The 13,967-nt window shown below is 69.7% G+C and carries 13 protein-coding genes; 12 read left to right on the top strand and 1 reads right to left on the bottom strand.

The window, feature by feature from the left end; translation table 11 throughout:
• Window positions 1-56: 56 nt before the first annotated feature.
• Window positions 57-557 (bottom strand): transcriptional regulator BldD, encoded by a 501-nt coding sequence (bldD, locus tag ACFVWD_RS19090; RefSeq protein WP_067366005.1) that lies wholly within the window; start codon window positions 555-557, stop codon window positions 57-59.
• 253 nt (window positions 558-810) lie between these two features.
• Here bldD and pyrR point away from each other — a divergent pair, with 253 nt between their 5' ends.
• The 12 genes from pyrR to coaBC all read left to right on the top strand — a co-directional run bounded on the left by pyrR (window position 811) and on the right by coaBC (window position 13,833).
• Window positions 811-1,401: a bifunctional pyr operon transcriptional regulator/uracil phosphoribosyltransferase PyrR gene (pyrR, locus tag ACFVWD_RS19085; protein ID WP_168507278.1), complete on the top strand. Its 591-nt coding sequence runs from the start codon at window positions 811-813 to the stop codon at window positions 1,399-1,401.
• Window positions 1,402-1,497: 96 nt separating this feature from the next.
• Window positions 1,498-2,475 carry an aspartate carbamoyltransferase catalytic subunit gene (locus ACFVWD_RS19080; protein ID WP_266416365.1) on the top strand — a complete coding sequence of 326 codons (978 nt, stop codon included), beginning with the start codon at window positions 1,498-1,500 and terminating at the stop codon, window positions 2,473-2,475.
• A 4-nt stretch (window positions 2,476-2,479) separates the two neighbouring features.
• Complete coding sequence (locus ACFVWD_RS19075) at window positions 2,480-3,766, top strand: dihydroorotase (RefSeq protein WP_389597447.1); 1,287 nt, start codon at window positions 2,480-2,482, stop codon at window positions 3,764-3,766.
• 14 nt (window positions 3,767-3,780) lie between these two features.
• A complete protein-coding gene (locus ACFVWD_RS19070) occupies window positions 3,781-4,398 on the top strand; it encodes a hypothetical protein (RefSeq protein ID WP_389597460.1) in 618 nt (205 codons plus the stop codon).
• On the top strand, window positions 4,395-5,552 hold the full coding sequence (carA, locus tag ACFVWD_RS19065) for a glutamine-hydrolyzing carbamoyl-phosphate synthase small subunit (protein ID WP_389597445.1): 1,158 nt from the start codon (window positions 4,395-4,397) through the stop codon (window positions 5,550-5,552). Before ACFVWD_RS19070 ends, carA begins: the two co-directional genes overlap by 4 nt.
• Entirely contained in the window at window positions 5,545-8,853 is a 3,309-nt protein-coding gene (carB, locus tag ACFVWD_RS19060) for a carbamoyl-phosphate synthase large subunit (protein ID WP_389597444.1), read from the top strand. The genes carA and carB overlap by 8 nt, the downstream gene beginning before the upstream one ends.
• Before the next feature lie 200 nt (window positions 8,854-9,053).
• Entirely contained in the window at window positions 9,054-10,160 is a 1,107-nt protein-coding gene (locus ACFVWD_RS19055; RefSeq protein ID WP_389597442.1) for a quinone-dependent dihydroorotate dehydrogenase, read from the top strand.
• The gene (gene pyrF / locus ACFVWD_RS19050) at window positions 10,157-10,999 is read left to right on the top strand and encodes an orotidine-5'-phosphate decarboxylase (protein ID WP_389597441.1); all 843 of its coding nucleotides are present in this window, start codon (window positions 10,157-10,159) and stop codon (window positions 10,997-10,999) included. Before ACFVWD_RS19055 ends, pyrF begins: the two co-directional genes overlap by 4 nt.
• Before the next feature lie 311 nt (window positions 11,000-11,310).
• Window positions 11,311-11,634: an integration host factor gene (locus ACFVWD_RS19045; RefSeq protein ID WP_016638838.1), complete on the top strand. Its 324-nt coding sequence runs from the start codon at window positions 11,311-11,313 to the stop codon at window positions 11,632-11,634.
• Window positions 11,635-11,671: 37 nt separating this feature from the next.
• Window positions 11,672-12,229 (top strand): guanylate kinase, encoded by a 558-nt coding sequence (gene gmk / locus ACFVWD_RS19040; RefSeq protein WP_389597439.1) that lies wholly within the window; start codon window positions 11,672-11,674, stop codon window positions 12,227-12,229.
• 37 nt (window positions 12,230-12,266) lie between these two features.
• Window positions 12,267-12,539 carry a DNA-directed RNA polymerase subunit omega gene (gene rpoZ, locus ACFVWD_RS19035; RefSeq protein WP_003982715.1) on the top strand — a complete coding sequence of 91 codons (273 nt, stop codon included), beginning with the start codon at window positions 12,267-12,269 and terminating at the stop codon, window positions 12,537-12,539.
• A 91-nt stretch (window positions 12,540-12,630) separates the two neighbouring features.
• Window positions 12,631-13,833 (top strand): bifunctional phosphopantothenoylcysteine decarboxylase/phosphopantothenate--cysteine ligase CoaBC, encoded by a 1,203-nt coding sequence (gene coaBC, locus ACFVWD_RS19030; RefSeq protein WP_389597437.1) that lies wholly within the window; start codon window positions 12,631-12,633, stop codon window positions 13,831-13,833.
• Window positions 13,834-13,967: the final 134 nt, after the last annotated feature.

Raw genomic sequence — 13,967 nt, 5'->3', positions numbered from 1 at the left:
GAACCCATGGTTCCGGCCACCCCGGCGGCACGTTTCTGCTGAATTCCCCGAAGGGGTCAGCCCTCGTCGTGGGAGACGGCGCGGCGCGCGTCCGCGTCCAGCACGCCCCAGCTGATCAGCTGCTCGGTGAGGACCGAGGGCGACTGGTCGTAGATGACGGCGAGGGTGCGCAGGTCGTCCTGGCGGATCGACAGCACCTTGCCGTTGTAGTCACCGCGCTGGGACTGGATCGTCGCGGCGTAACGCTGCAGAGGACCCGCCTTTTCGGCCGGCACGTGGGCCAGCCGCTCCAGATCGAGGACGAGCTTCGGCGGCGGCTCGGCGGCCCCGCCAGGAGTGGTGCCGGGCAGCAGCTCCTGTACGGGAACCCCATAGAAATCCGCCAGTTCGGCGAGGCGCTGCACGGTGACGGCGCGGTCGCCGCGCTCGTACGACCCGACCACGACCGCCTTCCAGCGTCCCTGTGACTTCTCCTCGACTCCGTGGAGGGAAAGGCCCTGCTGGGTGCGGATGGCCCGGAGCTTGGCCCCGAGCTGTTTGGCGTATTCGCTGGACATATAGCTCCCCGGACGCTGTATCAACGTGCGGCTCCGCCGCGCGGCTGGTGACTCTGGTGACTCACTGTGAGGTTACGCAGCGTTACTCTTCCCCGTCAAGCCGAATGGTCCGGACCGACCTTCGCGCGGGAGTCACCGGCGGTGGCCCACAGGGTGGTGATCAGGCGTGTTGTCGGGCTGGTACCGTGGATGGCGCAAATCCGACGTCCTTTAATGATCCGTCCCGTGAGGCGGAGAAGGAGGTCCGTTTCGTATGGACACCGAGCAGGACAAACAGCAGTACGAAGCCGATGCGCGGCCCGTTCTGGAAGCCCCCGACATCGCGCGGGTGCTGACCCGCATCGCCCACGAGATCGTCGAACGCGCCAAGGGCGCCGACGACGTGGTGCTCCTCGGCATTCCGACCCGGGGCGTCTTCCTGGCCCGCAGACTGGCCGACAAGCTCGAAGAGATCACCGATCGCAAGATCCCGGTGGGCTCGCTCGACATCACCATGTACCGCGACGACCTGCGCATGCACCCGCCGCGTGCGCTGGCCCGCACCGAGATCCCCGGTGACGGCATCGACGGCCGCCTGGTCGTCCTCGTCGACGACGTGCTCTTCTCCGGCCGCACCATCCGCGCCGCGCTCGACGCGCTGAACGACATCGGCCGCCCGCGCGCCGTGCAGCTCGCGGTCCTCGTCGACCGCGGCCACCGCGAACTGCCCATCCGCGCCGACTACGTCGGCAAGAACCTCCCCACGTCGTTGCGGGAGACGGTCAAGGTCCAGCTCGCCGAGGAGGACGGTCGCGACACCGTGCTGCTCGGTGCGAAGCGGACCTCCCCGGACGCGCAGCACTAGCACTCCGGAGTACGTCACCGCCGTACGCCCCCGAGTGCGCGTCCATGCGCGCCCGCCTGCCCGAATTCTCCTGAACTGCCTTACGGAGCCTGACAGATGCAGCGTCATCTCATCTCGGCCGCCGACCTCACCCGCGACGACGCCGTCCTGATCCTCGACACCGCCGAGGAGATGGCCCGGGTCGCCGACCGGCCGATCAAGAAGCTGCCGACCCTGCGCGGCCGCACCGTCGTCAATCTCTTCTTCGAGGACTCGACCCGTACCCGGATCTCCTTCGAGGCCGCCGAGAAGCGCCTCTCCGCGGACGTCATCAACTTCACCGCCAAGGGTTCCTCGGTGTCCAAGGGAGAGTCCCTGAAGGACACCGCCCAGACCCTCGAAGCCATGGGTGTCGACGCCGTCGTCATCCGGCACGGCGCCTCCGGAGCCCCGTACCGGCTCGCCACCTCCGGCTGGATCGACGCCGCCGTCATCAACGCGGGTGACGGCACCCACCAGCACCCCACGCAGGCCCTGCTCGACGCCTTCACCATGCGCCGGCGCCTGGTCGGCCGTGACGCCGGGATCGGCCAGGACCTGGCCGGCAAGCGCATCACGATCGTCGGCGACGTCCTGCACAGCCGGGTCGCCCGCTCCAACGTCGACCTGCTGCACACCCTCGGCGCCGAGGTCACCCTCGTCGCGCCGCCCACCCTGGTGCCGGTCGGCGTCGGGTCCTGGCCCTGCGAGATCTCCTACGACCTCGACAGCACCCTCTCCAAGTCCGACGCGGTGATGATGCTGCGCGTCCAGCGCGAGCGGATGAACGCGGCGTTCTTCCCGACCGAGCGCGAGTACTCGCGGCGCTACGGCCTCGACGGCGACCGCATGGCGAAGATGCCCGAGCACGCCATCGTGATGCACCCCGGCCCGATGGTCCGCGGCATGGAGATCACCGCCGAGGTCGCCGACTCCGACCGCTGCACCGTCGTCGAACAGGTCGCGAACGGCGTCTCGATCCGCATGGCCGTGCTCTACCTGCTCCTGGGCGGCAACGAGCCCGCCGTCACCCACACCCGTACCGAGGAGAAGTAAGAACATGAGCAAGATCCTGATCCGTGGTGCGAAGGTGCTCGGGGGCGAGCCGCAGGACGTGCTGATCGACGGTGCCGTCATCGAGGCGGTCGGTACCGGTCTCCCGGACGAGGGCGCCGAGGTCGTCGAGGCCGAGGGCAAGATCCTCCTGCCGGGCCTCGTCGACCTGCACACCCATCTGCGGGAGCCCGGTCGTGAGGACTCCGAGACCGTCCTGACCGGTACGCGCGCGGCGGCGAGCGGCGGCTACACCGCCGTTTTCGCCATGGCCAACACCTTCCCGGTCGCCGACACCGCCGGCGTGGTCGAGCAGGTCTACCGGCTCGGCCAGGAGCACGGCTACTGCGACGTGCAGCCCATCGGCGCCGTCACGGTCGGCCTGGAGGGCAAGAAGCTCGCCGAGCTGGGCGCGATGCACGAGTCCGCGGCCGGCGTCACCGTCTTCTCGGACGACGGCAAGTGCGTGGACGACGCGGTGATCATGCGCCGGGCCCTGGAGTACGTGAAGGCCTTCGGCGGTGTGGTCGCGCAGCACGCGCAGGAGCCCCGCCTCACCGAGGGCGCCCAGATGAACGAGGGCGTCGTCTCCGCCGAGCTGGGGCTCGGAGGCTGGCCCGCGGTGGCCGAAGAATCGATCATCGCCCGGGATGTCCTGCTCGCCGAGCACGTCGGCTCGCGCGTCCACATCTGCCACCTGTCGACCGCCGGCAGCGTCGAGATCGTGCGCTGGGCCAAGTCCCGCGGCATCGACGTCACCGCCGAGGTCACCCCGCACCACCTCCTCCTCACCGACGAGCTGGTCCGCACGTACAACCCGGTCTACAAGGTCAACCCGCCGCTGCGCACCGAGCGCGACGTGACGGCGCTGCGCGAGGCGCTCGCCGACGGCACGATCGACATCGTGGCCACCGACCACGCGCCGCACCCGCACGAGGACAAGGACTGCGAGTGGGCCGCCGCCGCCATGGGCATGGTGGGGCTCGAGACCGCGCTCTCCGTCGTCCAGCAGACGATGGTGGAGACCGGGCTGCTGGACTGGGCCGGCGTCGCCGACCGCATGTCCTTCAAGCCCGCCCGGATCGGGCAGGCCGCGGGCCACGGCCGTCCCGTCTCGGCAGGTGAGCCCGCCAACCTCACGCTCGTCGACACGGCATACCGTGGGTCCGTGGACCCCGCGGGCTTCGCCTCGCGCAGCCGCAACACCCCCTACGAGGGCCGTGAGCTGCCGGGCCGGGTCACGCACACCTGGCTGCGGGGCAAGGCCACCCTCGTCGACGGGAAGCTCGCGTGACACCTCTCATCCCGATGGCCGCCTCCGTGGCTGCCGAACAGAAGTCGGCCGAAGTGACCGACTGGGCCGCCCGGATCGGCTGGCTCGTCGGCCTCGTCCTGTTCGTCGCCCTCGTCTACTGGCTGATGCGCGAGGGCTGGAAGTGGCGCGGCACCCTTCAGGGTGACCTGCCGGAGCTGCCCGCCCGCCCGTCGCCCGCCACCACCCTCAACGGAGGCGGCAAGCCGCCGCTGCCCGGAATGCCGGAAGACCCCGGCCCGGTGAAACTGAGGATGAGCGGCCGCTACCACGGCTCCACCACCGCCGGGCAGTGGCTGGACCGCATCGTGGCGCACGGCCTGGGCACCCGCAGCCGGGTCGAGCTCACGCTGACGGACGCGGGACTGGACGTCGTGCGCCCCGGGGCCACCGACTTCTTCATCCCGGCCGAGGCACTGCGCGAGGCCCTGCTCGGCAAGGGCATCGCCGGGAAGGTCCTCAGCGAGGGCGGTCTGCTCGTCGTCACCTGGGCGCACGGCGACAAGCTGATCGACTCCGGGTTCCGCTCGGACCGCGCGGCCGAGCACACCGAGTGGGTCGACACCCTGAACGACATGATCAACAAGAGCACCAAGACGGAAGGCGCACGATGACGACCTCCATCCAGGGAGCCGCCTCGCAGAGGCACAAGGCAGCTCCCGCCGTACTCGTCCTGGAGGACGGCCGGACCTTCCGTGGCCGCGCCTACGGGGCCGTGGGGGTGACCTTCGGCGAGGCCGTGTTCTCCACCGGGATGACCGGCTACCAGGAGACTCTCACCGACCCTTCGTACCACCGCCAGGTCGTCGTCATGACCGCCCCGCACGTCGGCAACACCGGCGTCAACGACGAGGACCCCGAGTCGAAGCGGATCTGGGTCTCCGGATACGTCGTACGCGACCCCGCGCGCGTGCCCTCCAACTGGCGCGCCCGGCGCTCGCTGGACGAGGAACTGCGCAGCCAGGGTGTCGTCGGCATCAGCGGTGTCGACACCCGCGCCCTCACCCGTCACCTGCGTGAGCGCGGCGCCATGCGCGTCGGCATCTTCTCCGGCAACGCGCTGCCCGACGAGGGCACCATGCTCGCCGAGGTGCGCCAGGCGCCCGAGATGAAGGGCGCCAGCCTTTTCGAAGAGGTCGCCACCAAGGAGACGTACGTCGTCCCCGCCATCGGCGCGAAGAAGTTCACCGTCGCCGCCGTCGACCTGGGCATCAAGGGCATGACCCCGCACCGCATGGCCGAGCGCGGCATCGAGGTGCACGTGCTGCCCGCCACGGCCACGGCCGAGGACGTGTACGCCGTGAACCCCGACGGGGTCTTCTTCTCCAACGGCCCCGGTGACCCGGCCACCGCGGACGGCCCCGTCGCCGTCATGCGGGAGGTCCTCGCCCGCAAGACCCCGCTCTTCGGCATCTGTTTCGGCAACCAGATCCTCGGCCGCGCCCTCGGCTTCGGCACCTACAAGCTGAAGTACGGCCACCGCGGCATCAACCAGCCGGTGCAGGACCGTACGACCGGCAAGGTCGAGGTCACCGCGCACAACCACGGCTTCGCCGTCGATGCGCCGCTCGACAAGGTCTCCGAGACCCCCTACGGCCGCGCCGAGGTCTCCCACGTCTGCCTGAACGACCAGGTCGTCGAGGGGCTCCACCTCCTCGACCAGCCGGCCTTCAGCGTCCAGTACCACCCCGAAGCGGCAGCCGGCCCGCACGACGCCGCCTACCTGTTCGACCGCTTCGTATCCCTGATGGAGGGCCAGCGTGCCTAAGCGCACCGATATCCAGTCCGTCCTGGTCATCGGCTCCGGCCCGATCGTCATCGGCCAGGCCGCCGAGTTCGACTACTCCGGCACCCAGGCGTGCCGCATCCTGCGCGCCGAGGGCCTGAGGGTCATCCTCGTCAACTCCAACCCGGCGACGATCATGACGGACCCGGAGATCGCCGACGCCACCTACGTCGAGCCGATCACCCCCGAGTTCGTCGAGAAGATCATCGCCAAGGAGCGCCCGGACGTCCTGCTGCCGACGCTCGGCGGCCAGACGGCGCTCAACACCGCGATCTCCATGCACGAGCAGGGTGTGCTGGCGAAGTACGGCGTCGAGCTCATCGGCGCCAACGTCGAGGCGATCAACAAGGGCGAGGACCGCGACCTCTTCAAGGGCGTCGTCGAGGCCGTCCGCGCGAAGATCGGCCACGGCGAGTCCGCCCGGTCCGTGATCTGCCACTCCATGGACGACGTCCTGGGGGGCGTCGAGACGCTCGGCGGCTACCCGGTCGTCGTCCGCCCCTCCTTCACCATGGGCGGCGCCGGCTCCGGCTTCGCGCACGACGAGGAGGAGCTGCGCCGCATCGCCGGCCAGGGCCTCACGCTCTCCCCGACCACCGAGGTGCTCCTGGAGGAGTCCATCCTCGGCTGGAAGGAGTACGAGCTGGAGCTGATGCGCGACAAGAACGACAACGTCGTGGTCGTCTGCTCCATCGAGAACTTCGACCCGATGGGCGTCCACACCGGCGACTCCATCACCGTCGCCCCGGCGATGACGCTGACCGACCGCGAGTACCAGCGGCTGCGCGACATCGGCATCGCGATCATCCGCGAGGTCGGCGTCGACACCGGCGGCTGCAACATCCAGTTCGCGGTGAACCCCGACGACGGCCGCATCATCGTCATCGAGATGAACCCGCGCGTGTCGCGCTCCTCGGCGCTCGCCTCCAAGGCGACCGGCTTCCCGATCGCCAAGATCGCCGCGAAGCTCGCCGTCGGCTACACGCTCGACGAGATCCCGAACGACATCACGGAGAAGACCCCGGCGTCCTTCGAGCCGACGCTCGACTACGTGGTCGTGAAGGCCCCGCGCTTCGCCTTCGAGAAGTTCCCGTCCGCCGACTCCACCCTGACGACCACCATGAAGTCGGTCGGCGAGGCCATGGCGATCGGCCGCAACTTCACCGAGGCGCTGCAGAAGGCGCTGCGGTCGCTGGAGAAGAAGGGCAGCCAGTTCACGTTCGTCGGCGAGCCCGGTGACAAGGCCCTTCTCCTGGAAGAGGCGGTGCGGCCCACCGACGGCCGGATCAACTCCGTCATGCAGGCCATCCGCGCGGGCGCCACGCCCGAGGAGGTCTTCGAGTCGACGAAGATCGACCCGTGGTTCGTCGACCAGCTCTTCCTGATCAAGGAGATCGCGGACGAGCTGGCCGCCGCCGACAAGCTCGACCCCGAGCTGCTCGCCGAGGCCAAGCGGCACGGCTTCTCCGATGCCCAGGTCGCCGAGATCCGCGGGCTGCGCGAGGACGTCGTGCGCGAGGTGCGGCACGCGCTGGGTGTGCGCCCGGTGTACAAGACGGTCGACACCTGCGCCGCCGAGTTCGCGGCGAAGACCCCGTACTTCTACTCCTCGTACGACGAGGAGACGGAGGTCGCGCCGCGCGAGAAGCCCGCGGTGATCATCCTGGGCTCCGGCCCGAACCGCATCGGCCAGGGAATCGAGTTCGACTACTCCTGCGTCCACGCCTCCTTCGCGCTCAGCGAGGCGGGCTACGAGACCGTGATGGTCAACTGCAACCCCGAGACCGTCTCCACGGACTACGACACCTCCGACCGCCTGTACTTCGAGCCGCTGACGCTCGAGGACGTGCTGGAGATCGTCCACGCGGAGTCGCTGGCCGGCCCGATCGCCGGTGTCATCGTCCAGCTCGGCGGCCAGACCCCACTGGGCCTGGCCCAGGCGCTCAAGGACAACGGCGTGCCGGTCGTCGGCACGTCCCCCGAGGCGATCCACGCCGCCGAGGACCGCGGCGCCTTCGGACGCGTCCTCGCGGAGGCCGGTCTCCCGGCCCCCAAGCACGGCACCGCCACCACCTTCGCCGAGGCCAAGGCCATCGCGGACGAGATCGGCTACCCCGTCCTCGTACGGCCGTCGTACGTCCTCGGCGGGCGCGGCATGGAGATCGTGTACGACGAGACCCGGCTGTCGTCCTACATCGCCGAGTCGACCGAGATCAGCCCCTCCCGGCCGGTTCTCGTCGACCGCTTCCTCGACGACGCGATCGAGATCGACGTGGACGCGCTGTACGACGGCGAGGAGCTGTACCTCGGCGGCGTCATGGAACACATCGAGGAGGCCGGTATCCACTCCGGCGACTCGGCGTGCGCGCTGCCGCCGATCACGCTGGGCGGCTTCGACATCAAGCGGCTGCGGGCCTCCACCGAGGCCATCGCGAAGGGTGTCGGGGTCCGTGGCCTGATCAACATCCAGTTCGCGATGGCGGGCGACATCCTGTACGTCCTCGAAGCCAACCCGCGCGCCTCGCGCACGGTCCCCTTCACCTCGAAGGCGACCGCGGTGCCGCTGGCGAAGGCCGCCGCCCGGATCTCGCTGGGCGCGACCGTCGCCGAGCTGCGGGCCGAGGGGCTGCTCCCCGCACACGGCGACGGCGGTGAGCTGCCGCTCGACGCGCCGATCTCCGTCAAGGAGGCCGTCATGCCGTGGTCGCGCTTCCGCGACATCCACGGGCGCGGCGTCGACACAGTCCTCGGCCCGGAGATGCGCTCCACCGGTGAGGTCATGGGCATCGACTCCGTCTTCGGCACGGCGTACGCCAAGTCCCAGGCGGGCGCCTACGGTCCGCTGCCGACGAAGGGCCGCGCCTTCATCTCGGTCGCCAACCGCGACAAGCGCTCGATGATCTTCCCGGCGCGCGAGCTGGTCGCGCACGGCTTCGAGCTGCTGGCCACCTCCGGCACGGCCGAGGTGCTCAAGCGCAACGGCATCAACGCGACGATCGTGCGCAAGCAGTCCGAGGGCACCGGCCCCAACGGCGAGCGGACCATCGTCCAGCTGATCCACGACGGCGAGGTCGACCTCATTGTCAACACGCCGTACGGCACCGGTGGCCGCCTCGACGGCTACGAGATCCGTACGGCCGCGGTGGCACGCTCCGTGCCGTGCCTGACGACCGTCCAGGCGCTCGCCGCCGCCGTCCAGGGCATCGACGCGCTCAACCACGGCGACGTGGGCGTCCGCTCACTCCAGGAACACGCCGGACATCTGACAGCGGCCCGCGACTAGGGCCTGCCCGGCGGATCAGGCCGGTCGCGAGTCACGGCACCCCTTCAGCACGGCCGTGCGTGCCAGACCCCGCGACCCCGGCAAGATCCGCCGGGGAGGCCCTGGCAGCCCTGAGGGGGACACCGGAAACGGTGTCCCCCTCTTCATGAGGCTCATGAGGCTTCACGAGGACACCGAGAGCTTCAAGAGGACACTGAGACATGTACAAGCTTTTCTTCCGGCTGGTCTTCAAGCGGATGGACCCCGAGCAGGCCCACCACCTCGCCTTCCGCTGGATCCGGCTCGCCGCCCGTATCCCCGTGCTGCGTACGTTCATCGCCGCGGCGCTCGCGCCCCGCCACAAGGAGCTGCGGACCGAGGCGTTCGGCCTGCGGATGCACGGTCCCTTCGGGCTCGCGGCGGGCTTCGACAAGAACGCCGTCGCGATCGACGGGATGTCGATGCTCGGCTTCGACCACATCGAGATCGGCACGGTCACGGGGGAGCCGCAGCCGGGCAACCCCAAGAAGCGGCTGTTCCGCCTTGTGCCGGACCGGGCGCTGATCAACCGCATGGGATTCAACAACGAGGGCTCCGCGGCCGTCAGCGAGCGCCTGAGGGCCCGTACGCCCGTCTTCAGGACCGTCGTGGGCGTCAACATCGGCAAGACCAAGGTCGTCCCCGAGGAGGAGGCCGTCGGCGACTACGTGAAGTCGACCGAGCGGCTCGCCCGGCACGCGGACTACCTCGTGGTGAACGTGAGCTCGCCGAACACGCCCGGCCTGCGCAACCTGCAGGCCACCGAGGCACTGCGGCCGCTGCTGAGCGCCGTCCGCGAGGCCGCCGACCGCGCGGTCACCGACCGGCGTGTGCCGCTGCTCGTCAAGATCGCGCCCGACCTCGCCGACGAGGACGTCGACGCGGTCGCCGACCTCGCCGTCGAGCTCGGCCTGGACGGGATCATCGCCACGAACACCACCATCGCGCGCGACGGACTCGGTTTGAAGTCCGACCCCTCGCTCGTCAAGGAGACCGGCGGACTCTCGGGCGCGCCGCTGAAGGCACGCTCCCTGGAGGTGCTGCGCCGCCTCTACGCGCGCGTGGGCGACCGGATCACCCTGGTGGGCGTCGGTGGCATCGAGAACGCCGAGGACGCCTGGCAGCGCATCCTGGCCGGCGCCACGCTGGTCCAGGGGTACAGCGCGTTCATCTACGAGGGCCCCTTCTGGGGCCGGGCGATCCACAAGGGGCTCGCCGCCCGCCTCCGTACCAGCCCGTACGCCACCCTCGCCGACGCGGTCGGCGCCGACGTGAGGAAGTCCGCATGAGCCTGGAACCCTTTGGCGCACGTCTTCGCCGCGCAATGGACGAGCGCGGCCCGCTGTGCGTCGGCATCGACCCGCACGCCTCCCTGCTCACCGACTGGGGCCTGAACGACGACATCGCGGGCCTGGAGAGGTTCAGCCGCACCGTCGTCGAGGCGCTGGCCGAGCGGGTCGCGGTCCTCAAGCCGCAGAGCGCGTTCTTCGAGCGGTTCGGGTCGCGCGGCATCGCCGTCCTGGAGAAGTCGGTCGAGGAGGCGCGGGCGGCCGGGGCACTGGTCGTGATGGACGCCAAGCGCGGCGACATCGGCTCGACCATGGCCGCGTACGCGGAGACCTTCCTGCGCAAGGACGCGCCCCTGTTCTCGGACGCGCTGACCGTGTCGCCGTACCTGGGCTACGGCTCGCTGAAGCCCGCGGTGGAGCTGGCGCGCGAGAGCGGCGCCGGGCTCTTCGTGCTCGCGCTCACCTCCAACCCGGAGGGCGGCGAGGTGCAGCACGCGGTCCGCGGGGACGGTCGTAACGTCGGAGCGACCATGCTGGCCCACCTCGCCGCCGAGAACGTGGGAGAGACGCCCCTGGGGTCCTTCGGCGCGGTCGTCGGCGCCACGCTGGGTGATCTCTCCTCCTACGACCTGGACATCAACGGACCGCTCCTGGCGCCCGGCATCGGCGCCCAGGGAGCCACGGCGGCCGATCTGGCGGGCGTCTTCGGGGCGGCGGTGCGCAATGTCGTGCCGAACGTGAGCCGGGGTGTTCTTCGTCACGGTCCCGACGTGATCGCGCTGCGGGCGTCCGCGGAGCGCTTCGCGGAGGAGATCAGGGCCGCCGTGACGGCCGCCTGAGTCCTCCGACAGCCGTTCGGGAGTCCTCCGATGAGTGCCTCCGGAGCGCCGCGAGTCTGAATACATCCTCAAATCCGGGGCAGTATGTCTCAAATGTCCGGCTCCAGGGAGGCTGACCAGGACTTTTCCGCTGTTCTCGCTGACTCTGGCGCACTTGCCCGCTAGTCTCCGTCGAGTGGGGCACCCCCCACGCTCTTCAAGGCAGTGGGGGGAGAACGGGCAAGCGTGTTGCTCGTAGCTCCCCAGGTGTGGGGCGACTAGGTTCCTCACCGGTCCGTATCCGACAGTTCGACATCCGAGGTGACGTAGGCGTGGCTCTTCCGCCCCTTACCCCTGAACAGCGCGCAGCCGCGCTCGAAAAGGCCGCCGCGGCTCGCCGGGAGCGGGCCGAGGTCAAGAATCGACTCAAGCACTCCGGCGCCTCGCTTCACGAGGTCATCAAGCAGGGTCAGGAGAACGACGTCATCGGCAAGATGAAGGTCTCCGCTCTCCTGGAGTCCCTGCCGGGCGTGGGCAAGGTCCGCGCCAAGCAGATCATGGAGCGACTCGGTATCTCCGAGAGCCGCCGCGTACGCGGCCTCGGTTCGAACCAGATCGCTTCTCTGGAGCGTGAGTTCGGCGGTTCCGGCGCCTGAGTCCTGGGCACACCGGGATTGCTGGAATAATCGCTGCATGAGTGAACGTCCGCGGCTGACCGTGCTCTCCGGCCCCTCTGGGGTCGGCAAGAGCACGGTCGTCGCCCATATGCGCAAGGAACACTCCGAGGTCTGGCTCTCGGTGTCGGCGACGACCCGCAAGCCGCGCCCCGGTGAGAAGCACGGAGTCCACTACTTCTTCGTCTCCGACGAGGAGATGGACAAGCTGATCGCCAACGGCGAGCTGCTGGAGTGGGCCGAATTCGCCGGCAACCGCTACGGGACGCCGCGTGCCGCCGTCCTGGAGCACCTGGAATCGGGTGTGCCCGTTCTCCTGGAGATCGACCTCCAGGGCGCACGGCAGGTCCGCGAGTCCATGCCGGAGGCCCTGCTCGTGTTCCTGGCTCCGCCCTCCTGGGACGAGCTGGTGCGCAGGCTCACCGGACGGGGCACCGAACCGCCCGAGGTGATCGAGCGCCGCCTGGAGGCGGCCAAGATCGAACTGGCGGCCGAGCCGGAGTTCGATGTCACCCTGGTCAACACCTCCGTCGAGGACGTGGCGCGTGAGCTGCTAGCCTTGACGGAAGTTGTTTGATCTTTCAGGTCATTTTCCACCTTTCGGAAGGCAGAGCGTGTCCTCTTCCATCACCGCTCCCGAGGGCATCATCAACCCTCCGATCGACGAGCTCCTCGAGGCCACAGACTCGAAGTACAGCCTCGTGATCTACGCGGCCAAGCGCGCCCGTCAGATCAACGCGTACTACTCGCAGCTCGGTGAGGGCCTCCTCGAGTACGTCGGTCCGCTCGTCGACACCCACGTCCACGAGAAGCCGCTGTCGATCGCCCTGCGCGAGATCAATGCGGGTCTGCTGACGTCCGAGGCCGTAGAGGGCCCCGCGCAGTAGTCGTTCAATCGCTCATCCCAGGCCCGGCGGCGCGACCGCCGGGCCTGTGGTGTGTCATGGAGTCGTACGTTTCCGAGCTCGGGGAGAGACGGTGGACAAGCCCAAGGTCGTGCTGGGGGTCAGCGGTGGCATCGCCGCGTACAAGGCCTGTGAGCTGTTGCGCAGGCTGACGGAGTCGGGCCACGACGTTCGTGTCGTCCCCACCGACTCCGCGCTGCACTTCGTCGGCGCCGCCACCTGGTCCGCGCTCTCCGGCCACCCCGTCTCCACCGAGGTCTGGTCGGACGTCCACGAGGTCCCGCACGTCCGCATCGGACAGCACGCGGACCTGGTGGTGGTGGCTCCCGCGACGGCCGACATGCTCGCCAAGGCCGCCCACGGCCTGGCCGACGACCTCCTCACCAACACCCTGCTCACGGCCCGCTGCCCGGTCGTCTTCGCGCCCGCCATGCACACCGAGATGTGGGAGCACCCGGCCACCCAGGAGAACGTGGCGACGCTGCGCCGCCGCGGCGCCGTTGTCATCGAGCCCGCGGTGGGACGCCTGACCGGTGTCGACACCGGCAAGGGACGGCTGCCCGACCCCGCGGAGATCTTCGAGGTCTGCCGCCGGGTGCTCGCCCGCGGCGTGACCGAGCCCGATCTCGCCGGCCGCCACGTCGTCGTCAGCGCCGGAGGCACCCGAGAGCCCCTCGACCCCGTCCGCTTCCTCGGCAACCGTTCCTCCGGCAAGCAGGGCTACGCCCTGGCGCGCACGGCGGCCGCGCGGGGTGCCCGGGTCACGCTGATCGCCGCGAACACCGGACTGCCGGACCCGGCGGGCGTGGACGTGGTGCAGGTCGGGACGGCCGTGCAGCTGCGCGAGGCGGTCCTCAAGGCGGCCTCGGACGCCGACGTCGTGGTGATGGCGGCGGCGGTGGCGGACTTCCGCCCGGTCTCGTACGCGGCCGGAAAAATCAAGAAGAAGGACGACCAGGAACCGGAGCCGATCGTTCTGGTCCGCAATCCGGACATCCTCGCGGAGATCTCGGCGGACCGTCCCCGCCCCGGCCAGGTGGTCGTCGGTTTCGCCGCCGAGACGGACGACGTCCTCGCCAACGGTCGTACGAAACTGGCGCGCAAGGGGTGCGATCTTCTCGTCGTGAACGAGGTGGGGGAGCGCAAGACCTTCGGTTCCGAGGAGAACGAGGCCGTGGTGCTGGGGGCCGACGGCAGTGAGACCCCGGTGCCGTACGGACCCAAGGAGGCTCTGGCCGAGACGGTGTGGGACCTGGTGGGACGCCGCCTGGTGTGAATGTCTCATTACCCCCAGCTGCCGCGTCCATCAGCGTGAAATCGCCCGTGGCGACCCTGGTGGAGAACGATCGTCATGGCGCAGAATGCCCGTGCCGCAGGTCACAGCGCTTCCGAGAAGCGAGACAGGGGGGC

It is taken from the genome of Streptomyces sp. NPDC058086 (genome assembly GCF_042885015.1).
Classification (GTDB): domain Bacteria; phylum Actinomycetota; class Actinomycetes; order Streptomycetales; family Streptomycetaceae; genus Streptomyces.
The sequence above is the reverse complement of the archived record's forward strand: the minus strand, read 5'-3'. Positions and strand labels throughout refer to the sequence as shown.

Excerpts from the sequence above, each read along its gene's own strand:
- bldD (WP_067366005.1), bottom strand. The coding sequence starts at position 557 with ATGTCCAGCGAATACGCCAAACAGCTCGGGGCCAAGCTCCGGGCCATC.
- pyrR (WP_168507278.1), top strand. The coding sequence starts at position 811 with ATGGACACCGAGCAGGACAAACAGCAGTACGAAGCCGATGCGCGGCCC.
- ACFVWD_RS19080 (WP_266416365.1), top strand. The coding sequence starts at position 1,498 with ATGCAGCGTCATCTCATCTCGGCCGCCGACCTCACCCGCGACGACGCC.
- ACFVWD_RS19075 (WP_389597447.1), top strand. The coding sequence starts at position 2,480 with ATGAGCAAGATCCTGATCCGTGGTGCGAAGGTGCTCGGGGGCGAGCCG.
- ACFVWD_RS19070 (WP_389597460.1), top strand. The coding sequence starts at position 3,781 with ATGGCCGCCTCCGTGGCTGCCGAACAGAAGTCGGCCGAAGTGACCGAC.
- carA (WP_389597445.1), top strand. The coding sequence starts at position 4,395 with ATGACGACCTCCATCCAGGGAGCCGCCTCGCAGAGGCACAAGGCAGCT.
- ACFVWD_RS19055 (WP_389597442.1), top strand. The coding sequence starts at position 9,054 with ATGTACAAGCTTTTCTTCCGGCTGGTCTTCAAGCGGATGGACCCCGAG.
- pyrF (WP_389597441.1), top strand. The coding sequence starts at position 10,157 with ATGAGCCTGGAACCCTTTGGCGCACGTCTTCGCCGCGCAATGGACGAG.
- gmk (WP_389597439.1), top strand. The coding sequence starts at position 11,672 with ATGAGTGAACGTCCGCGGCTGACCGTGCTCTCCGGCCCCTCTGGGGTC.